The sequence below is a fragment of the Krasilnikovia sp. MM14-A1259 genome (assembly GCF_047159535.1).
Classification (GTDB): Bacteria; Actinomycetota; Actinomycetes; order Mycobacteriales; family Micromonosporaceae; genus Actinoplanes.
Genome location: NZ_BAAGAJ010000002.1, coordinates 569,609 through 589,082, shown reverse-complemented (window position 1 = coordinate 589,082; position 19,474 = coordinate 569,609). Strand labels below are relative to the sequence as shown.

General features: G+C 72.7%; 14 protein-coding genes and 2 pseudogenes. 8 read left to right on the top strand and 8 right to left on the bottom strand.

Annotation, left to right across the window (positions count from 1 at the left end):
- Positions 1-90: 90 nt before the first annotated feature.
- The 4 genes from ACMCNK_RS02525 to ACMCNK_RS02510 all read left to right on the top strand — a co-directional run bounded on the left by ACMCNK_RS02525 (position 91) and on the right by ACMCNK_RS02510 (position 5,226).
- Positions 91-2,067 (top strand): PEP/pyruvate-binding domain-containing protein, encoded by a 1,977-nt coding sequence (locus ACMCNK_RS02525; RefSeq protein ID WP_412734745.1) that lies wholly within the window; start codon positions 91-93, stop codon positions 2,065-2,067.
- Between the two features lie 65 nt (positions 2,068-2,132).
- Positions 2,133-3,407: an MFS transporter gene (locus ACMCNK_RS02520; protein ID WP_412734744.1), complete on the top strand. Its 1,275-nt coding sequence runs from the start codon at positions 2,133-2,135 to the stop codon at positions 3,405-3,407.
- 2 nt (positions 3,408-3,409) lie between these two features.
- The gene (locus ACMCNK_RS02515) at positions 3,410-4,639 is read left to right on the top strand and encodes an ATP-grasp domain-containing protein (RefSeq protein ID WP_412734743.1); all 1,230 of its coding nucleotides are present in this window, start codon (positions 3,410-3,412) and stop codon (positions 4,637-4,639) included.
- Between the two features lie 29 nt (positions 4,640-4,668).
- On the top strand, positions 4,669-5,226 hold the full coding sequence (locus tag ACMCNK_RS02510) for a hypothetical protein (protein ID WP_412734742.1): 558 nt from the start codon (positions 4,669-4,671) through the stop codon (positions 5,224-5,226).
- Positions 5,227-5,362: 136 nt separating this feature from the next.
- On the opposite strand, the pseudogene ACMCNK_RS02505 reads toward ACMCNK_RS02510, so the two are convergent.
- The 3 genes and pseudogenes from ACMCNK_RS02505 to ACMCNK_RS02495 form a co-directional block, all read right to left on the bottom strand.
- A pseudogene (locus ACMCNK_RS02505) lies at positions 5,363-5,790 on the bottom strand (DUF6879 family protein); the annotation flags it as partial.
- A gap of 12 nt (positions 5,791-5,802) precedes the next feature.
- Positions 5,803-6,285 (bottom strand): annotated as a pseudogene (locus tag ACMCNK_RS02500) (sensor histidine kinase); the annotation flags it as partial.
- Positions 6,286-6,505: 220 nt separating this feature from the next.
- Entirely contained in the window at positions 6,506-9,307 is a 2,802-nt protein-coding gene (locus tag ACMCNK_RS02495) for an FAD-binding and (Fe-S)-binding domain-containing protein (RefSeq protein ID WP_412734741.1), read from the bottom strand.
- A 16-nt stretch (positions 9,308-9,323) separates the two neighbouring features.
- Between ACMCNK_RS02495 and ACMCNK_RS02490 the strand changes: the two genes are divergently transcribed.
- Positions 9,324-9,989, top strand: coding sequence for a GntR family transcriptional regulator (locus ACMCNK_RS02490; RefSeq protein ID WP_412734740.1), 666 nt, complete (start codon positions 9,324-9,326; stop codon positions 9,987-9,989).
- A 31-nt stretch (positions 9,990-10,020) separates the two neighbouring features.
- Here the strand turns inward: ACMCNK_RS02490 and ACMCNK_RS02485 are convergent, their stop codons facing one another.
- Positions 10,021-10,935 (bottom strand): AEC family transporter, encoded by a 915-nt coding sequence (locus ACMCNK_RS02485; protein ID WP_412734739.1) that lies wholly within the window; start codon positions 10,933-10,935, stop codon positions 10,021-10,023.
- Between the two features lie 153 nt (positions 10,936-11,088).
- Here ACMCNK_RS02485 and ACMCNK_RS02480 point away from each other — a divergent pair, with 153 nt between their 5' ends.
- Together ACMCNK_RS02480 and ACMCNK_RS02475 are read left to right on the top strand one after the other, a co-directional pair.
- Complete coding sequence (locus tag ACMCNK_RS02480; RefSeq protein ID WP_412734738.1) at positions 11,089-13,446, top strand: transketolase-like TK C-terminal-containing protein; 2,358 nt, start codon at positions 11,089-11,091, stop codon at positions 13,444-13,446.
- A gap of 70 nt (positions 13,447-13,516) precedes the next feature.
- Positions 13,517-14,746 carry an MFS transporter gene (locus tag ACMCNK_RS02475; RefSeq protein ID WP_412734737.1) on the top strand — a complete coding sequence of 410 codons (1,230 nt, stop codon included), beginning with the start codon at positions 13,517-13,519 and terminating at the stop codon, positions 14,744-14,746.
- 18 nt (positions 14,747-14,764) lie between these two features.
- Here ACMCNK_RS02475 and ACMCNK_RS02470 read toward each other — a convergent pair whose 3' ends face one another.
- Together ACMCNK_RS02470 and ACMCNK_RS02465 are read right to left on the bottom strand one after the other, a co-directional pair.
- Positions 14,765-15,352: a TIGR03086 family metal-binding protein gene (locus ACMCNK_RS02470; RefSeq protein WP_412734736.1), complete on the bottom strand. Its 588-nt coding sequence runs from the start codon at positions 15,350-15,352 to the stop codon at positions 14,765-14,767.
- A 148-nt stretch (positions 15,353-15,500) separates the two neighbouring features.
- Positions 15,501-15,890 carry a hypothetical protein gene (locus ACMCNK_RS02465; RefSeq protein WP_412734735.1) on the bottom strand — a complete coding sequence of 130 codons (390 nt, stop codon included), beginning with the start codon at positions 15,888-15,890 and terminating at the stop codon, positions 15,501-15,503.
- Between the two features lie 193 nt (positions 15,891-16,083).
- On the opposite strand from ACMCNK_RS02465, the gene ACMCNK_RS02460 reads away from it, so the two are divergent.
- Entirely contained in the window at positions 16,084-16,857 is a 774-nt protein-coding gene (locus ACMCNK_RS02460) for a B3/4 domain-containing protein (protein ID WP_412734734.1), read from the top strand.
- 39 nt (positions 16,858-16,896) lie between these two features.
- Here the strand turns inward: ACMCNK_RS02460 and ACMCNK_RS02455 are convergent, their stop codons facing one another.
- Complete coding sequence (locus ACMCNK_RS02455) at positions 16,897-18,399, bottom strand: PLP-dependent aminotransferase family protein (RefSeq protein WP_412734733.1); 1,503 nt, start codon at positions 18,397-18,399, stop codon at positions 16,897-16,899.
- A 16-nt stretch (positions 18,400-18,415) separates the two neighbouring features.
- Entirely contained in the window at positions 18,416-19,417 is a 1,002-nt protein-coding gene (locus ACMCNK_RS02450) for a pyridoxal-phosphate dependent enzyme (protein WP_412734732.1), read from the bottom strand.
- Between the last annotated feature and the right edge of the window lie 57 nt (positions 19,418-19,474).

The following is a 19,474-nucleotide window of genomic DNA, read 5'->3' as shown; positions in this document are numbered from 1 at the left end:
CTAAGATGGCGATGCTTCGAAGGTCAAGAATATGGATCACCGATGATTCTTCGGCCGTTCGCTCTCAATACGAAGGAAACGATGGGCTGCATGCAAGCGACCATGGTGGACGACGCACCCGCACTGGTAGGTGAGGTGCTCACGCTCGACTCGTTCGACCGCCTCGCCGGGACGCTGTCCGGCCACTCCTTCGTCAAACTGGTCGTCGACCGGCCGACCGGCGAGATCCACTTCATCAACCACGCCGTCCATCAGTTCCACGGCTACTACATCGCCGAGCACATCCTCGGCATCACCCGCCAGCAGCTGGAAGCGCAGGTGGACGCGTACAACCACGCGTTCTACGCGGACCCGGACCGCCGGCTCTACCTCGGCCTGCTCGCCCGGCACCGGCACGCCGAGGGCGGCGAGTTCCTGAGCCTGGAGACCGTCGAGGTGGACACCATGTCCACCGACATGCTGCGCTACCTGTACCGCTTCGTCCGTACGCGGGTGGACCCGGCCGTGCCGCTGCTGTTCAAGCCAGCCACCCACCGCCAGGAGCAGCAACTGGCCGAGATCCCGGAGACGGAGATGCCGCGGATCGCCGCGCACGAGATCTTCTCGGCCGCACCGTACGTGCCGTTGCAGTCCGGCACGGCCGAGGGGCGGCTGCGGGCCTTCCCGGACGAGGCGGCCTACCGCCGGGCCGATCCGCCGCTGGAGTGGTACGACATCGTCGCGATGGAACGCGTCCCCGACGACATCCCGCGGCTGAGCGGGATCGTCAACGCCGGCCACACCACTCCCCTGTCGCACACCAACGTCCTCGCCGCCGGCTGGGGGGTGCCGAACGCCATCCAGCTCGCCGCACTGGAGCAGATCGACGCCGACGGGCTCGACGGCGCCTGGGTGCGCTACGAGGTGGACCCGGCCGCACCCGGAATCCGGTTGAGCCGGATCAGCCGGCCCGCCGCGGTCGGTGCGCCCCCGGCCTGGACGACCACCCGGGTGACCGTGGAGCCCCCGGAGAGCCAGGCGACACCGATCGCCGACCTCGCCGACCTGCGCGCGGGCGACGCCTACCGGTACGGCACCAAGGCCGCGAACCTGGGCGAGCTGCGGCACGTGCTCGCGCACGGCTCCGACCGGCTGCTCGGCTGGTACCAGGTACCGCGCGCGTTGCGTCCCCACCTGCTCGACTACGCGCGGCGGCTGCTCGGGGTGGCCGACGGCGCCGACCCGTACGACGCAGCCCGTGACCTGCTGGGTGAGACCACCGTGCCGCGCGGCATCGCGCTGCCGTTCGCGCTGCAGCGCGAGTTCCTGGAGTCCTCGGCCGAGGTGCAGCAGGAGATCGGGAAGCTCAAGACCGCGCTGGAACTGGGCGCCACCGACCTGGAGGCGCGCTGCGACCGGCTGCGCGACCTGGTCCGCGCCACCCGGGTACCCGACACCATCCGTCGCAGCATCGACTCGGCACTGGTCACGCACCTGCGCGGCGTCGCCCGGTTCGTGGTCCGCAGCTCCTCCAACGCCGAGGACCTGGCCGGGTTCTCCGCGGCCGGCATCTACGAGTCGATCACGGACGTGACCACCATGGACGCGGTGGTCGACGCCGTGCGCGAGGTCTGGGTCTCGCTGCTGTCGGCGCGCAGCGTGCGCCTGCGCCACCAGGCCGGCATCAGCCTCGACGACGCGTACATGGGCGTGGTCATCCAGGAACAGGCCGCCGCCACGATGGGTGGCGTGCTGGTCACCACGAACCCGCTGGCGCCCGGCGACTTCCGCGACGTGTTCCTCAACGTCTCCACCGCCTCGGTACAGAGCGTGGTCGGCGGCGTCGGCGCGCCCATGCAGTACCTGTTCAACACGGTGGAAGGCGGCGGGCGCACCGTGTCGCTCGGTGACGCCACGCGCGACCTGGCCGACGCGGACCGCCGTCGGATGGAACGGCTCGCCGTGATCGGACGCCTGCTGCAGGCCCACTTCTGCGCCGACTACACGTTCAGCGCACCGGTCGACATCGAGTGGGTCGCCGACGCCGACCGGATCGCCGTCGTGCAGCTGCGCCCGTACGCCTGCTGAAACCCCTCGCCGAACCGGCGGCCCGCGATGCGGGCCGCCGGATGCTTCCTGCCCGGAGTCGCCTGATGTCGTCCACCCTGCTCGCTGCCCCGCCCGCCCCCGGGTCGGCCCGGCCCGGACTGCCCGCGCACGTGCGGCGCGTGGTCCGGTTCACGTACGCGTTCCAGTTCTTCTTCGGGCTGCTCGTCTGGGTGCCGGTGTTCTACTCGTACCAGCGCGCCGCCGGCCTCGACGACCGGCAGATCTTCGGCATCCAGAGCATCTACTACGTGGTGTTCTGCCTGTTCGAGATCCCGACCGGGCTGATCGCCGACCGGCTCGGCTACCGGCGCAGCCTCACCGCCGGTGGCGTCGTGCTGCTGGCCGCAAACATCCTGCCGATCGCCGCACCGAACTACCCCGGATTCCTCGCCCACTGGGTGCTGATCGCCCTCGCCCGGTCGCTGGTGTCCGGCGCCGCCAGCGCATACCTCTACGAGTACCTGCAACGCCACGGCGCGGGCGAGCACTACCAGAAGGCGGAGGGCAACGGGCGGGCGTACAGCCTGATCGGGAAGATCATCTGCTGGCCCGCCGCCGGTCTGATGATGAGCTGGTGGCCGGCGTCGGTGTACTGGCTGACCGCGCTGCACGCCCTGGTGGCCGTCGCCGCCGCATTGCGCCTGCCGGCGCTGCCCGCGCCCGCCGAACCGGCCGCCGGTCCGCGGGCCTCGGTCGCAGCGACCGTACGGGGCGCGCTCGGCCAGCTACGCCGTTCGCCCCGGCTGGCCCTGATCATGGTGCAGGGGGTCGCGGTCTTCACTCTCGCCCGGATCTGCCAGGTCAACCTGTTCCAGCCCATCCTCACCGGCAAACAGACCCCGGTCGCGTGGCACGGCGCCGTGCTGGCCGCCATGACCCTGTTCGAGGTCCTCGGGTCGGCGCGCAGTCACTGGCTGCGCCGCATCCTGGGCGACCTGCCGGCGGTCTTCGCCCTCACGGTCGCCATGGCCGGGTGCCTCGCACTGGTCGTACCGGCCGACGCGTTGCTCACGGTCGCATGCCTGTGTGGTTTCTCGCTGGTGGCCGGGCTGACCTATCCGGTGCAGCGCAAGCTGCTCAACGAGGCGATCCCCGACTCGCGATACCGGGCCACGCTGCTGTCCATCGAGTCGATCATCGACCGGGCGGTCTGCGCCGGGGTGGCCCTGCTGCTCGGCAGCTACCTCGCCACCGATCGGCTCGACACGTTCCTGTTGCTGTCCGCGGGCGCCGCCGTCGCGCTGATGGCTCTGCTGGCGCCACTGTCCGCCCTCGTCCGCCGGCGCACCGCCGCGGACCGTACCGCCGTGGAAGGCTGATAATGCTCGTATTCGTCGAGGCCGGCATCGCCGGCACCGGACTCTCCGCCCTCGCCTGGGCCGACCACCAGGGCATCGACGTCGGCCTGATCAGCGTCGACCCCGAACGGTACGCGAACGGGCCCGACGCCGACCTGCTCGGCCGGCTGGCCGCACGTGAGCGCGTGTTCCGCAGCGCCGACACCGATGCGGAAAACCCCGACACCGGCCTGAGCGACTGGGTCCGCGCCAGCGGCACGCCGCACGGCGTGGTGTGCATCGGCGACCGCCACCTGCCGTTCGCCGCGGCGCTCGCCGCCGAACTCGGTACCCCGTTCCACCCGGTGGCCGCGGTCGCCACGCTGCGGGACAAGCGCGCGGCCCGCCAGGTGTACGCCGAGCTGGGCATCCGCTCCCCGCGCTGGACCCCGGTCGCCGTCGCCGACGACGCGCTGCGGCTGTTCGCGCAGGCCGGGCCGGTCGTACTGAAGAACGTCAAGGGCTCGGGCAGCATGGACGTGCTGCTCTGCCGCACGGCCGACGAGGTACGCGAGCACTTCGCCACGCTGAGCGAGCGGCAGCGCTACCTGGGCGGCGACCTGATGGCCGAGGAGTTCGTCGCCGGGCCGCTGTACAGCATGGAGACCGTCGTCAGCGGCGGGACCTGCCTGTGCCTCGGGAGCACCGACCGGCAGCTCGGGCCGCGACCGCACTTCTGCGAGCTGTCGTACACGTTCCCCGTGCCGCTGCCGCAGGCGGCGTTCGACGAGATGACCGCGGGCGTACGGGCCATCGCCCGCCGCCTCGGCATCACCCACGGATTCCTGCACTCCGAATTCATCCTCACCGCCGGCGGGCCGGTACTGGTCGAGGTCAACGCGCGCATCGGCGGCGGCCTGCTGGCGCTCATGATGAACGACTGCCTCACCGTGTCCTGCTGGGAACTGCTCTGCCGCACCGCCCTCGGCGAGCCGGTCACCCCGCCCGAGCACAACGGCCGGTATGCCAGCGCGGTCACCGTGTACCCACCGGTCGCCGGGATCCTCGCCGCCCGGCCCGACCGGAACGCGGTGGCGGCAGCCCCGTTCGTCAGCGACGTGATCCTCAACGCCGCCCCCGGCGACCCGGTCCGCCCGCCCACCGACTACCGCGGTTCCGTCTGCCAGGTCCGAACCTGCGCCGACACCCCCGGCATGGCGTACAACGCCGCTCTCGCCGCGGCCCGCGACATCCCGGTCGCGCTCGCGTCGTGAGTTCATTCGTGACTCAAGGAAGGTGCCGCATGTTCCGTTCCCTCGCCCGTGTCGTGCTCGCTGTCGTCCTGGCCACGTCCGCGCTGGTCGCCGCCCCGGCGTCGGCGGCGTCGGCCTCGTGCAGCCGTCCGGTGGTCTACTTCGATCTCGGCAACGTGCTGATCGACACGTCGGACTGGTCCCACGTACGGTACGAGCCGGGCGCCCTGGCGTACCTGGGTGACCTTCGCTCCCGCGGGGTGGCACTCGGGCTCATCGTCAACATCCCGGAGTCCTGGGGCACCACCCAGGAGGAGAAGCTGGCCACGATGCAGCAGTACATCGCGGACCGGTGGGCCGAGACCGATCCGTTCGTCTGGTCCTGGTTCGACGGCCGCGTCGTCCTGCCCCGCACGGACGCCGAACGCAAACCGGCGCCGGTGCTGTTCCAGCGGGCCCTCGCCGAGTCGGCGCCGTGCGTGCCGTACTACGAGGGCGAGGTCCCCGCGGAGCTGACCGCAGCCGCCCAGGTGGGCCTGCACACGTACCAGGTCGGCCGGGCGGACCGGCCGTTCTACCTGCCCGCCACGCAATTGCGGAGGCGCTGACTCGGTTCTTGACCACGGGCGGGCGCGTTGCCCAGCACACCGTGGTGGTCCACCGCGACGCTGGCCGGACCCGGACGGGCCCGGTCAGCGTCGGCACAGAGCAGATCATCGGACGCGACATGGCCAAGCTCAGAGATCAGCTCCGCTGGGCGTGGTATAGCGCCGGGCCTGTCGGGCCGACTTGGCCGAGCCAACTGGGTTGGTATTCGCGGTGGGGCGTCGCGAGCTTCCACACCGCGTCGAACGCTGACCGGCAAGGTCGAGGTCAGCCGGATCGGTGGAGGTGACCCGGTCGGTGCCGAGGCCGCTTCCGGCGTAGTGCAGGAAGACGACAAGCCGGTCATCGAACAGGTAGAAGTCATTGCCGGGGACAGCCACCGAGGACACCAACGTACGCGGAATCCAGCGGATGTCTTCACCAGCAGACACCATCGGCCGAGCGATGCTGTACGACCACCGCTGATACTCACTCAACGGTTCAGAAACGATCCGGGCACGGCGTACCGTCGCGCCCGCGACGACGTGCCTTCTGAGCGTTGCGCACCAGTCGGCGAGCCACGTCAGGTGCAGCAGCATCCGCATGGCCGCGCCGTGGCTGCGGTCGTCGACGGCGAGGCTGCCGCCGTGGGCGACCACGAGTTCGCGGGCGATGGACAGTCCGAGGCCGGCGCCGCCGGCCGTGCGGGAGCGGCTGTCGTCCAGCCGGACGAACCGGTCGAAGATCCGGGCCCGGTCGGATGCGGCGATCGGCTCGCCGTCGTTCGCGACGACGATCTGCGCTCGCGTACGGCGGGCGTGCAGGGTCAGCGTGACCCGGTGGCGGGCGTGCCGGGTCGCGTTGTCGACGAGGTTGCGCAGCGCGCGGTGCAGGGCGTCCGCGTCGCCGGGGACGCGTACCGGGTGGATTTCGCCGCCCACCCGCAGGCGGGGGTGTTGCAGGGCGATCCGCTCGCGTTCGGCGTACACGAGGTCGTCGAGGTCGACATCCTCGTGCCGCAGGCGCAGGCCGTCGTCGTCGGCGCGGGCGAGCAGCAGCAGGTCCTCCACGAGCCGGGCCATGCGGGTGGTTTCGGCGTGGATGCGGTGCACCGAATTGGCGGCCGGCCCGGTGGCTTCGAGCAGGTCGACGTTGGCCCGGATGGTGTACGACCCCGGACAGCGCCGAGGCGACCGCGACCACCGCCGCGGCGGCCAGCGCCGAACGCATCCGCGCTCCGAACCGCAGCCCTGTCCTGGCCAACGGCCGCAGGCCCATCCGGAACTCCCCTCCCGTGGCGGGTCAGCGGTCGAGCATCTGGGCCAGGTGCACCGCTTTCCGGTCCCGCAGGTCGGCGACCTGCGTACGGCAGGAGAAGCCGTCGGCGAGCACGACCGCGTCGGGTGCGGCGTCGAGAGCGGGTAGCAGGTTCTGCTCGGCGACGGCCACGGAGACCTCGTAATGGCCGAGTTCGACGCCGAAGTTGCCCGCCAGGCCACAGCAGCCGGCCAGCCGCCGCACCCGGGCGCCCGCCGCGGCGAGCAGGTCCGCGTCGGTCGTCCAGCCGAGGACGGCGTGGTGGTGGCAGTGCGGCTGCGCCACCACCTCCACACCGGACAGATCCGGAGGTGCCCAGCCCGGGGTCTTGGTGAGCAGCTCGGCGAGCGTATGCACCGACTTCGCGACGAGCGCGGCGTCGGCGTCGCCGGGCAGCAGCTCGTGAACGTCGGAGCGCAGCACCGCCAGGCAGGACGGCTCGATGCCGACGATCGGGACGCCGGCCCGGGCGTCGGCGGCCAGCGCGGCGACCGTACGCGAAAGGATCTTCTTGGCGGAGTCGAGCTGGCCGGTGGTGATCCAGGTCAGCCCGCAGCACACCGACCCGGACGGCAGTCGCGGTTCGTACCCGGCGGCGCGCAGCACCCGCACGGTGGCGTCCGCGGCCTCGGGCGCGAACGCGTCGGAGAAGGAGTCGGCGAACAGCACCACCGGCGTGCGGCCCTCGGCCGGGGCCGGCGTGAACGTACGCCGGAACGGGCGCCGGGCGAACGCGGGCACGGAACGCCGCCCGTCGACGCCGGCCAGCTGGAGGGCGAGGCGGCCGAGCCCGGGCAGGCGGACGGCCACGTTCGCCAGCCGCGGCGTCCACCCGGCCAGGCGGGCCCAGAACGGCAGCCGGCCGAGTGTGTAGTGCGCACGTGGCCGCAGCCGGCCCCGGTAGCTCTGGTGCAGCACCTCGGACTTGTAGGTGGCCATGTCGATACCGGTCGGGCAGTCGGACGCGCAGCCCTTGCAGGACAGGCACAGGTCCAGCGCGTCGTGGACCGACGGGTGCGACCAGGGCAGTTCGCCGCGGACGACCTCCTGCAGGACCCGGGCGCGGCCGCGGGTGGAGTCCTTCTCCTCGCGGGTGGCCAGGTAGGAGGGACACATGACACCGCCCGCAGCGGAGTTGTCGGCGCGGCATTTGCCGACGCCGGTGCACCGGTGTACGGCCTGGCCGAGGTCACCGCCGTCGTGCGGGTACGCCATGGCCAGCTGCTTCAGCGGGAAGCGCCCGGCGGGCCGGACGTCGGCGTCGACCGGGTCCGGGTCGACCAGCACGCCCGGGTTGAGCAGGTTGCCGGGGTCGGCGGCGTGTTTGATGCCGGCGAACAGGGCGATGGCGTCCGCGGAGTACATGTGCGGCAGCAGCTCGGAGCGGGCGCGGCCGTCGCCGTGCTCGCCGGACAGCGAGCCGCCGAACTCACCCACGAGTTTCGCCGCGTCGGTGAGGAACTGGCGCAGCACGGTCGTTCCGCCGGGCTGGTCGAGCGGGTAGTCAAGCCGTACGTGCATGCATCCGTCGCCGAAGTGGCCGAACGGGGCGGAGGTCATGCCGTACGAGGAGACGAGCTCGTCGAAGCGCGCGAGGTACGCGCCCAGCTTCTGTGGTGGTACGGCGGCGTCCTCCCAGCCGGGCCAGGCGGGCTTTTCGGAGGGTGCCCGGCCCGCCAGGCCCGCGCCGTCCTCCCGGATGCGCCACAGCCGGGCCTGGGCGGCCGGGTCCGTGACGACGAGGCTGTCGTCGCCGATGCCGTCGGCGGCCAGCTTCTGCGCCCGCGCGGCCACCTCGCCGGGATCGTCGCCGGCCAGCTCGACGAAGAGCCATGCCCCGCCGCGCGGCAGAGACGGCACCGCGTCCGGGCCGCGGCGGCCGCGCAGCACGTCGAGCAGCCGCGAGTCGAGCCCTTCGCAGGAGGTCGGGCCGTGTGCGACCACGGCCGGGGCGGCCTCGCCGGCGGCGATGATGTCCCGGAAGCCGAGCACGACGACCACGCGGACGGGGGCGTCGACGACCAGCTTCACGGTCGCCCGGGTGATGACCGCGAGGGTGCCCTCCGAGCCGACGAGCGCCCGGGTGAGGTCGAAGCGCTCCGGCAGCAGGTGCTGCACGGCGTAGCCGGAGACCTGGCGGCCGAACCGGTCGAACTCGGTGCGGGCGGTGGCCAGGTGCGCGCCGACCACGTCTCGCAGGCCCGAGATCAGCGGCTCGGCGCCGTGCACGTACGCGGCGCCGGCGTCGTCGTATCCGGTGGTGACCTGCTCCCCCGCCGCGGTCAGCAGTTCGAGCCCGGCCACGTTGTCGGACGTACGGCCGTACGCGAGTGACCGTGAGCCGCACGCGTTGTTGCCGATCATCCCGCCGATGGTGCAGCGCGGGTGCGTGGACGGGTCCGGCCCGAACCGGACGCCGTGCGGCATGGCGGCCTTCTGCAGGACCGCGTGCACGGTGCCGGGCTCGACCACCGCGGTGCGGGCGTCGGGGTCGACGGCGAGCACGCGGTTCAGGTGGCGGGAGAAGTCCACCACGATGCCGCGGCCGACGGCGTTGCCGGCCACCGACGTGCCGGCGCCCCGGGAGGTGACCGGCACGCCGGTGTCGCGCGCGACCGCGAGCGCCGCGGCGATCTCGTCGACGTGCCGGGGACGCACCACGGCCAGCGGGGGGATCCGGTACAGCGAGGCGTCGGAGGCGTACATCCCGAGAGTGCCGGCATCGGCCCGAACTTCGAGCCCGGCCTTTCGCAGGTGCTCCACCACGCCGGTCGACTGCTCGCTCATGAGTAACATGTTACTCATGCCCGAGCTAGCCCTGCCGCCGGACGCGCAGTCCCTCGCCGACGCCGTCGCCCAGGCCGTACGGGACGGCGTCGCGGCCGGCGAGCTCGTGCCCGACACGACGTATTCCGTCTATCAACTGGCGGATCTGCTCGGGGTGTCGCGCAGCCCGGCGCGGGAAGGGCTGCTGCGGCTCGCGGAAGCGGGACTCATCGAGATCCGGCGCAACCGCGGCTTCCGCGTCCTGCCGCCGAGCGCCCACGACATCGAGGAGATCATCGGCATCCGCCTCGCGCTCGAACCACCCGCCGCCCGGCGTGCGGCCGAGCAGGGCACGGACGAGCAGCACACCGCCGTCCGAGCGGCGCTGCAGGCCATGGCGGCCGCGGCCCAGCGCGGCGACGACGCATCGTTCTGGCCGGCCGACCGCGCGCTGCACGACCTGCTGCTGCGTACCGCCGGGCGGCCCCGCACCGCCGCCATCATCGAGCGGCTGCGCTCCACCACCGCATTGCTCGGCCCGCCCAGTACCGCCCGCGGCCGGACACTGGCCGACATTCACGCCGAGCACGAGCCGGTGGTCACGGCCGTTCTGGACCGCGACGGCGCAGCGGCCGAGGCGGCCATGCGCGCCCACCTCGAAGCGACCCGGGACCTGCTCACCGGAATCCGCGTGGATCGCTGACGACCCCGGAGCCGGGTGGCATGGGTCGGGCTCAGCCGAGCATCGCCGCCACCGCGGCGAGCGTGGCCAGCGACAGCGTGGTGGTCACCACCACCGCCCGCGAGGCCACCGCCTCACCGGCGCCGTACTCCTGGGCGTAGATGAACGTGTTCTGCGCGGTCGGCAGGCCCGCGCACACGACCACGGCGAACAGTTGCGGCCCGGACAGGTGCAACGCCAGCCCGGCCGCCCAGGCGATGGCCGGCTGTACGACGAGCTTCAACACGGTGATGACGGCCAGTTCGGCCGGCTCCACCCGCATCGAGTCCCCGCCGTGCAGCGAGGCGCCGAGCGCGACCAGGGCGGCCGGAACCGCGGCACCCGACAGCAGGGTGAGCGAGGCGCCGACCACCTGCGGCGGGTGCACGCCCGCCGCCGAGCACACGATGCCGAGCAGCGACGCGAGGATCACCGGGTTGCGGACCGGCAGGGTGGCGATGTGGCGGATCCGGATCCGGCCGGCCGGATCGCGGCGGCGGTCGAGGGCGCCCAGGATGACCGGCGTCAGCACCAGGACGTTCAGCAGCACGACCTCGGCCAGGAACGACACGTCGCCGAGGATCTGCGTCGCGATCGGGATGCCGAGATTCGCCGAGTTGACGTACCCGGCGGCCATGCCCCAGATCGGCCGTTCACCGGGTTTGCGGCCGAACAGCCGGCTCACGCCGACCCAGCCGACCCCGACGACCGCGACCGCGCTCACCGCGAACGCGAGCAGCGACCGGCCGAAGAATCCAGCCACCGGCATCCGGGACAGCGTCAGGAACAGGGCGGACGGCATCGCCAGGTGGAAGACGAACCGGCCGAGCACCAACGACGCCGCCTCGCCCATCAGGCCCCAGCGACGGGCCGCGTATCCGAGGGCGGTCAGGATCCAGATCGGCGCGAACGCCGACAGCATGCTCATGCGGTCATTCCCCTCGGGCGCGCCTGGGGGTCGGAGGGCGGCGCACGCCCTGAAGATCGTAAGTATGGCGACGCGCCGGACCGCGGCAGGCTCCTGAACGCTTCCTCAGGGGCTGACGTCGGCCGGCCGCGGGCGTCCGCCTACCCTGCCCTCATGAGCGACCGCAACCTGCCGACCACCTCCAGCTCCCCGTCCACGCCGGGCGGGACCAGGCAGGGTGACCACACCGACGTGTTGCGCGAGATCGAGCAGCGGGTGCTCTGGCTGTCGACCGCGATCGTCGACCACGCCAACCGGGTCCGGCCCAACCCGACCGGCCTGAAGGTCGGCGGCCACCAGGCGTCCTCGGCGTCCATGGCGACGATCATGACGACGCTGTGGTTCCAGCACCTGCGCGCGCAGGACCGGGTGTCGGTGAAACCGCACGCCTCACCGGTCCTGCACGCCATCAACTTCCTGCTCGGCGAGCTCGACGAGTCGTACCTGACCAGGCTCCGGTCGTTCGGCGGCCTGCAGAGCTACCCGTCGCGGGCGAAGGACCCCGACCCGGTGGACTACTCGACCGGCTCGGTCGGCATCGGCGCCACCGCGCCGATCTGGGGAGCCCTGTCGCGCCGCTACGTCGAGTCGCACGTCGGTGGGGCCGGGACCGGGCGCCAGTACTCGCTGGTCGGCGACGCGGAGCTCGACGAGGGCGCGATCTGGGAGGCGATCCTCGACCCGATGGTCGCCGAACTCGGCGAGGTCTGCTGGATCGTCGACATGAACCGGCAGTCGCTCGACCGCGTGGTGCCCAACATCGGCGCCACCCGGCTGCAGGGCATGTTCGCCGCCGCCGGCTGGCAGGTGCTCACCGTCAAGTACGGGCGGCAGCTCAACGAGCTGTTCAACCGCCCGGGCGGCGAGCAGCTGCGGCGGCGCATCGACGAGATGACCAACCCGGAGTATCAGCGGCTGCTGCGCTGTTCGGCGGCCCAGTTGCGGGAGCGTCTGCCCGACGGCGACGAGCTGAAGGCGCTCGTCGGCACGCTCGATGACGGCCAGTTGCACGACGCGATCCGTAATCTCGGCGGCCACGACCTGGCAGCGCTCGACGAGGCGTTCCGCGGCATCGACGACACCCGCCCCACGGTGATCTTCGCGTACACCGTGAAGGGGTACGGGCTGGCCACCGAGGGGCATCCGCAGAACCATTCCTCGCTGCTGTCCGAGGAGCAGATGACCGAGCTCGCCGCGCGCTGCGGCATGACGCTGGATGCGCCGTGGCAGCGGTTCCCGGCGGGCAGCGAGCCCGCCGGGCTGTGCGCCCGCCGGGCCGCGACGCTGCGCCGGGACCCGGTGCGCGCCGTCGCGGCCGGTGCGCTGCCGGCCGACATGGGGCGTACGCCGTCGGGCAAGGCGACGACCCAGGCCGCGCTGGGCCGCGCGCTGCTGGACCTCACCCGGGCCGCCCCGGACACCGCCCGCCGCGTCGTCACGCTGTCCCCGGATGTCTCGTCCTCGACCAACCTGGCCGGCTGGGTGAACAAGGTCGGTGTCTGGTCGCAGACCGCCCGGCAGGACTGGTTCAACGACGATCCCGAGACGATCCTGCACTGGCGCGAGCACCCCCACGGCCAGCACCTCGAACTGGGCATCGCCGAGGTCAACCTCGTCGGCCTGCTCGGTGAACTGGGCGCGACCTGGTCGCGGTGGGGTCAGCCGCTGCTGCCCATCGGGGTTCTGTACGACCCGTTCGTCCAGCGGGCGCTGGAACCGTGGTCGTACGGCCTCTACGCCGGAGGGCAGTCCATTCTCGTCGGCACCCCGTCCGGCGTGGCGCTGGCACCCGAAGGCGGCGCACATCAGTCGATCACCACGCCCTCGGTCGGGCTGGAGCAGCCCGGCTGCATCAGCTACGAGCCGGCGTTCGCCATCGACGTCGAGTGGACGCTGCTGGCGTCGATGGCCCGTCTGGGCCGGCCGGACGGCATCTCGGCGTACCTGCGGTTGTCCACCCGGCCGGTCGATCAGACGCTGGCCGGGGTGCCCGCCGACCCGGCCGCCCGCGAGCGGCGCCGCAAGCAGGTCGTTGCCGGGGCCTACCCGCTGCGCCGCTCCCCCGCCGAGACGCCCGCGCTCACGATCGCCGCGATGGGCGCGGTCCTCCCCGAGGCGTTGCAGGCCGCCGACCGGTTGCAGTCGCTGGGCACGGCGGTCGACGTCGTGTGCATCACGAGCCCCGGGCTGCTCTTCGACGCGGTCCAGGCGCAGGCCGGACGTGCGGCCCGGGCAGCGGCCACCGAGACGTGGATTCTGGACGCCGCCTTCCCCGCCCGCCGGTCGTCGCCGCTGGTCACCGTGCTGGACGGCCACCCGCACACGCTCGCGTTCCTGGCCGGCATCCGCCAGGTGCGGGCGACGCATCTCGGCGTGACCACGTTCGGGCAGTCGGGTGACCTGGAATCGGTGTACCGGCACCACGGGCTCGACACCGACAGCATCGTCGCCGCCGCCCTCGACCTTCTGTGAGCGCCGCACACCCGCACCGGCGCTGACCGCCGGTTGCAAAACAGTACGGTCGTACTGTTTGATGTTGGTCATGTCCCTGCTGCCGGAACCCGGACCGATCCGCACACTGGCCGCCGCCACGCTGATCAATACGATCGGCAACGGACTGTGGATGGTGTCCAGTGCGTTGTTCCTCACCCGCTCCGTCGGCCTCCCGGTCGGTCACGCCGGCCTGGCACTGACACTCGTCGCGCTGGTCAGCCTCGTGACCAGTACCCCGGCGGGCTACCTCGCCGATCGCCTCGGTCCCCGCGGCGTCGCGATCGGCGGGCTCGCCGCACTCGGCCTCTGCGAAGTAGCCCTGACCGGGGTGCACTCCATGGCCGGGTTCCTGCTGGTCGCCGCGCCGATGGCCGTGCTCGACGCGGCGCAACGCGCGGCCCGGGGAGCCATCATCGGCGGTGCCGTGCCGCAGGACCGGCGGGTCTACACCCGCGCGTACCTGCGATCGGTCACCAACGTGGGCATCACGGTCGGCGCCGCGGTCGCCGGCATCGGGCTCACCGTGGACACCCGGACCGCGTACCTGTCCCTGATCGTCGCGGACTCGGCGACGTTCCTGCTCGCCGCGGCCGTCCTCACGCGGCTCGCCCCGGTCGCGCGGACTCCCCGGGCCGAATCCGGGCCGCGCCTGATCGCGCTGCGCGACCGGCCGTTCCTCGCCTTCGTCGTACTGGACGGGCTGCTCGCCACGAACTTCGGCCTCTTCGAGGTGGCCCTGCCGCTGTGGATCGCCGGACGCACCGACGCGCCCCGCTGGATGATCTCGGTGGTGTTCGCGGTGAACACCGTCACCGTGGTGCTGCTCCAGGTCCGCGCGGCCCGCGGCACCGACACCCTCGCCGGGGCCGCCCACGCGTCCCGCCGGGCCGGATTCGCACTGCTCACCGCGTGCCTGATCTTTCCACTGACCGCGGGCACCCAGCACGCCCTGACCATCACGTTGCTGATCGTCGCCGCGCTGGCTCATGTCGCCGGCGAGCTGTGGTACTCGGCGGGCGGCTGGGGCATCTCGTTCGGCCTGGCACCGGACCATGCGCACGGGCAATATCAGGGAACCTACGCGATGGGCCACCAGTTCGGTCAGATGATCGCCCCCGCGGTGGTCACCACGCTCACGCTCGGCTGGGGGACGCCCGGCTGGCTGCTGCTCGGCGCCGCGTTCGCCACCGTGGGGTGCCTGGTACCTCCGGTGGTCCGGCGGGCCGTCGCGCGGGCGTCCCGGCGCTCCCCCGCCTCGGAGGAGCCGGCGCGGGTCTGACGAGACCGGATCAGGCGTTCAGCGCGCGGCGGGCTGCCAGTGTGGATCCCGTCCGGCGAAGCCGAGCGCCCGCTCGAAGTCGGAGGCGTCCTCCGGCACGGCAACGACGGGACCGAACAAACCCTCGCGCTGCGCGGCGTTCTTCGGCCGCGCCGACGCCTCCGTGAACCTCAGCACCGCCGCGGCGCTCGTCGCGTCCGGCTCGAACGGCTGGCTGGTCGCCTTGGCCAGATCCCAGCCGTGCATGACCAGTTCGTCCAGCGCGACCAGACCCGCCACGTCGCCGGGCAACGTGAAGCCACCCGCCTGTGTGAAGCCGTCCCACGCCGACTCGTCCCGCCACGCGGCGACCAGCTCATCGAGGCGCTGCGGGATCGCGGCCCGCCAGTTCGGGTCGAGCGCGGCGGCGTCCGCGCGAGGGGCCGCGCCCTCGGGCGGGGGTGTCTTACGGGCCGCCCAGGTGAACGCCAGGGACAACCCCTGCAGGTGGGCCAGCAGCGCCGCCACCGAGGTGTCCTCGCACGGCGTGGGATCGTCGAGCTGATCGTCTGCGACGCCGTCGAGCAGCGTCGCCACCTCACGTGCGGCCGGTGCCAGGTCGAGCATCGGTGCTCCCCTCCTCTGCCAGGCTGTGGTGTTCATACTGCTACACCGCCCGGGTCAGGCGATGCGGTCCGGCCGGTGTGCCCCACCGCAGTCGCATGACGAGGGCGCCGGCACGGGCGCCCTCGTCGCGTCGAACCCGTACGGGGATCTATGCCCGCTCGCAGGGGCCAGGGGCCGTGAATTCCGTGGTGCTCATATAGCTGCCGCCCGGATAGTCGGTCCACACGGCGATGTAGGAGAGACGGGCTCCCGGGCTGTCGCCGGGGATGCGCTGGATGGCGTGTGTGGTGGCGCCCCCCGCTGTCGCCGGGAGGGATTCGAGGCGGGAGGCCGTCGGGGTCGACTCCACCACGATGAGCAGCGCGGTGGTGTCCGACTGGTTGGTGATCGCCCAGTCGACGATCCACTCCGCGGTGCTGGTGTCGCAGACGGCAGAGACCGACGTGGCGAACGTCCTGGATGTGGCGGCCAGGGCCGGCGCGGCGGGCAGAACCGCCAAGGCGCCGACGGCCACGGCCGCGACGATGCGGGACCTCATCATGCTCCTTCCGAGGAGTTTGCGGCGAAAAGTGCCGCCCTCCACACAAGACGATCGGCGGCCGAAATCCAAGCCGTGCCCACGTCGTGGGCACCGCGATTGGCATCACCGAACGTCGCGACATTGGCCGTCTCACGGCCCGGCCTGCAGACGTACGGTCCGGCGTGGAAGCACCAGACCTTTGAGGAGTCCCATGCCACAGCCGACCGACCCGGGCCGTACGCGGTTCACCATCGACGACCGCGTGCTGCAGCGGGTGCCGGACTACGTGCTCGGCGTCATCGCGGTGCCCGCACTCGACGTGCCGCCCGGCCACCCGGTGTCGGAATTGCTGCTCGCCGCCGCCGAGGACGCCTTTCAGGCACGGCGCCTCGACAAGGCCGGCGTCGCGGCGCTGCCCGGGATCGCGGCCTGGCGCGACGCGTACCGGGCGGTCGGGTTGAACCCGAACCGGTTCCCCTGCGCCGCCGAGGCGATCGCCCGGCGGGTCGCGAAGGGCGACCGGCTGCCTCGGATCAACGCGCTGGTGGACCTGTGCAACGCGGTGTCGCTGGCCACCGGCCTGCCGGTCGCGAGCTGCCACGTCGGCGACGTTGCCGAGGAGCTGACGGTACGCCCTGCCGACGGCTCGGAGACGTTTCTGCCGCTCGGCCGGCCGGACGCCCCGGAGCACCCGGAGCCCGGCGAGGTGATCTTTGCCGACCGCCGTGGGCAGGCCCACTCGCGGCGCTGGAACTGGAGGCAGAGCCACGGCGTCGCCACCGGCGTCGGGCCGCATCGGCTCCTGCTCACCGTGGAGGCGGCGGATCACGCCGATGCCGCGGAGGTGGACGCGGCACTGGACTGGCTCCGCGACGCCCTGACAGCGATGGATGGCCCGCGCGTGCACCGCCTGCGCCTCGACCGCACCGTCCGCACCGGATTCCCGTTCGCCGCCGCGACCGTGGCCGCGGGCACCCTCCCGTGAGGCGGGGCGGCGCGGCGGCACCTCCGATCGGCGCGTATCTCACCGAGGGCCGGAAACCGCGCGCACCGCCGCGGCGAACGCCGCCACACCCTCACTGATCCGTTCGGCCGGCACCGCCCCGTAGCCGAGCAGGAAGGTCGGATCATCCGGCGCCGGGCCGAGGAAGAAGTCCGCCGCCGGGTGGACCAGCACCCCGCGCGCCTGCGCCTGGCGGGCGATCTCGGCGGGGTCGGCGCCACGCACCCCGCCGATGGTGGCGAGCACATGCAGGCCCGCGTCCGCTCCGCTCACCCGGACGGCGCCGCCGAACTGCCCGTGCAGGGCGTCCAGCAGGCGGCGCCGGCGTTGCCGGTACAGCCGGTCCATCCGGCCGATGTGCCAGGCGTACGAGCCGGAGGAGATGAACGTGGCCAGGGCTTCCTGGGTGACCGTGGCCGTCAGCCGATCGGTGATCCACTTCAACCCGAGGAACGGCTGCACGAGATGCGGCGGCAGGACCGCGTAACCGATCCGGATCGATGGGAACAGCGTCTTGCTGAAACTCCCCACGTACGCCACGTCGGCGTCGCCGGGGTCGGCCGCGATCGCCGGGATCCGCTCGCCGGTACGCGTGAACTCGTGGTGATAGTCGTCCTCCAGCACGGTGGCGCCGTGCGCGACCGCCCACCTCAGCAGGTCACGCCGACGCCGCGGCGACATGATGCAGCCGGTCGGGAACTGGTGCGACGGCGTCACGTAGATCAGCCGCACCCGGCCGGGTTCGTGTCCGGCCGCGCGTACGTGCCGGTCGATGTCGTCCACCCGCAGGCCCTGCTCGTCCACCGGGACGGCCACCACGGCCGCGCGGGCGTACCCGAAGATCTGCCGCAACACCATGTGGCTCGGATCCTCGATGACGATGACGTCCTCGGGCTTGACGAACAGCCGTACCAGGATGTCTATCGCCTGGGTGGCGCCGCTGGTGATCAGGATGCGGTCGGCCGGGGCGAGCAGCGCCCGGCTGCGCCGCAGCAGTGCCGTCAGCTGCGCGCGCAGCGCCGGTGAACCTTCCGCCGGGCCGTAGCCGAGCAGCGCCGCGTCGGCCCGGGTGAACGCCTCGTCCACGGATCGTCGCCACCGGGAGATCGGGAACTGCGCCAGCGCCGGTGTGCTGTGCCGGAAGTCGACCGCGTTGTCCGCCGCCCGTTGCCACGGCTGCCAGAGTGGATGGTCGGCCGGCGCGGCCACGGGTGGTTCGGGGGCCAGTGTGGACGTCCGGGTAGAGCCGGCAGGCGCCTGCCCGCCGGGCAGAGTGCTGCTGATCCGGGTGCCCGAGCCGCGCCGGCCGTCCAGCACGCCGTTGGCGCGCAGCAGCTCGTACGCGCGCAGCACCACGGTCCGGGACACATCGAGTTCGTGCGCCAGCTGCCGGCTCGGCGGCACCGGATCCCCGGGCTGCAGCTTGCCGGTGCGCACCGCGTCGACGATGTGGTCGCACAGCTGGGTCTGGAGGGGTACGGCGCTGCCACGGTCCAGGCCGATCAGGATCTGCGACGTGCCCACCGCGCAACCCTACGCATCAGGGAGCCGGGCTGGATCCCCCGCTCCCCCGGTCCGCGGTGTGCCAGTACAGCAACGGGCCGTCCGTGCCGTCGGCCACCAGAGCCCGTACGGCCGCCGCCGCTTTCGCGGTGTAGACCGGTTCGGCCGCCAGTCCGGCGTGCTCGGCCAGCCAGCCGACCGCGGCAGTCGAGTCGGTGGTGGCCACGCCGTAGCCGGGACCGAGCCAGTCGCGGCGCACGCTCAACGGTGCCAGCGGCGTACCGTCGGGCAGGTCCGCTCCGGCCCGGCGCAGCAGCCGCGCCGCGGCGGCGCCGAGCCGCCGGACCTGCGCCTGCCCCATCGGCGTCTTGTCGTTGACCAGTACGCCGACCACCTCGGTGGGCAGGCCCGCCAGGGCCAGCCCGAGCGCGAGCCCGGCCGCCGTGCCGCCGGAGCCGACCGGCAGCAGCACCCGCCGGGGCGCCGGCAGTTCGCCCTGCGCCACCTGGTCGGCGAGCTCGAACACCGCCTCGACGTAGCCGAGGCAGCCGCGCGGGCTGGAGCCGCCGATCGGGAGCAGGGCCGGCCGCCGGCCGGTCACCGCGGCCTCGGCCAGGAATCGGGCCGCGGCGACGTACCCGCCGGGAACCGTGCGGACGCGGCGGACCCGGGCGCCGGCCGCGAGCACCGCGGCGAGCTGGCGGGCGACATGCTCGTCATACGGCTGCTCCACGGCGACGACGGCCACCCGGAGATCGGCCGCGGCGGCGTACCGGGCCACGGCGACGGCGTGGTGGCTGCCCGTCCCGCCGGCGGTGACGACCGTACGCCGGCCGCGGCCGAGCAGGTCCGCGAGGGTCCACTCCAGCTTGCGGACCTTGTTGCCGCCGTAGATCGTCCCGTACCCGCTGTCGTCCTTGATCCACACCTGGGGTGCACCGGCGAGCCGCCGTACCGGGGTGGGGCCGCAGCCCAGCCGGCGAAACGGCAGCCGGGCCGCCGCGGTCGGATACCGGACGTGCAGGTACGGCGCGGTCATCCGCTCAGGGTACGGCGACCCGCGGCCCGCCGGGGTCTACGATTCGTGGGAGTGGTG

Coding starts and splice junctions, on each gene's coding strand:
- ACMCNK_RS02525 (WP_412734745.1), top strand. CDS start 91: ATGCAAGCGACCATGGTGGACGACGCACCCGCACTGGTAGGTGAGGTG.
- ACMCNK_RS02520 (WP_412734744.1), top strand. CDS start 2,133: ATGTCGTCCACCCTGCTCGCTGCCCCGCCCGCCCCCGGGTCGGCCCGG.
- ACMCNK_RS02515 (WP_412734743.1), top strand. CDS start 3,410: ATGCTCGTATTCGTCGAGGCCGGCATCGCCGGCACCGGACTCTCCGCC.
- ACMCNK_RS02510 (WP_412734742.1), top strand. CDS start 4,669: ATGTTCCGTTCCCTCGCCCGTGTCGTGCTCGCTGTCGTCCTGGCCACG.
- ACMCNK_RS02495 (WP_412734741.1), bottom strand. CDS start 9,307: ATGAGCGAGCAGTCGACCGGCGTGGTGGAGCACCTGCGAAAGGCCGGG.
- ACMCNK_RS02490 (WP_412734740.1), top strand. CDS start 9,324: ATGCCCGAGCTAGCCCTGCCGCCGGACGCGCAGTCCCTCGCCGACGCC.
- ACMCNK_RS02485 (WP_412734739.1), bottom strand. CDS start 10,935: ATGAGCATGCTGTCGGCGTTCGCGCCGATCTGGATCCTGACCGCCCTC.
- ACMCNK_RS02480 (WP_412734738.1), top strand. CDS start 11,089: ATGAGCGACCGCAACCTGCCGACCACCTCCAGCTCCCCGTCCACGCCG.
- ACMCNK_RS02475 (WP_412734737.1), top strand. CDS start 13,517: ATGTCCCTGCTGCCGGAACCCGGACCGATCCGCACACTGGCCGCCGCC.
- ACMCNK_RS02470 (WP_412734736.1), bottom strand. CDS start 15,352: ATGCTCGACCTGGCACCGGCCGCACGTGAGGTGGCGACGCTGCTCGAC.
- ACMCNK_RS02465 (WP_412734735.1), bottom strand. CDS start 15,890: ATGAGGTCCCGCATCGTCGCGGCCGTGGCCGTCGGCGCCTTGGCGGTT.
- ACMCNK_RS02460 (WP_412734734.1), top strand. CDS start 16,084: ATGCCACAGCCGACCGACCCGGGCCGTACGCGGTTCACCATCGACGAC.
- ACMCNK_RS02450 (WP_412734732.1), bottom strand. CDS start 19,417: ATGACCGCGCCGTACCTGCACGTCCGGTATCCGACCGCGGCGGCCCGG.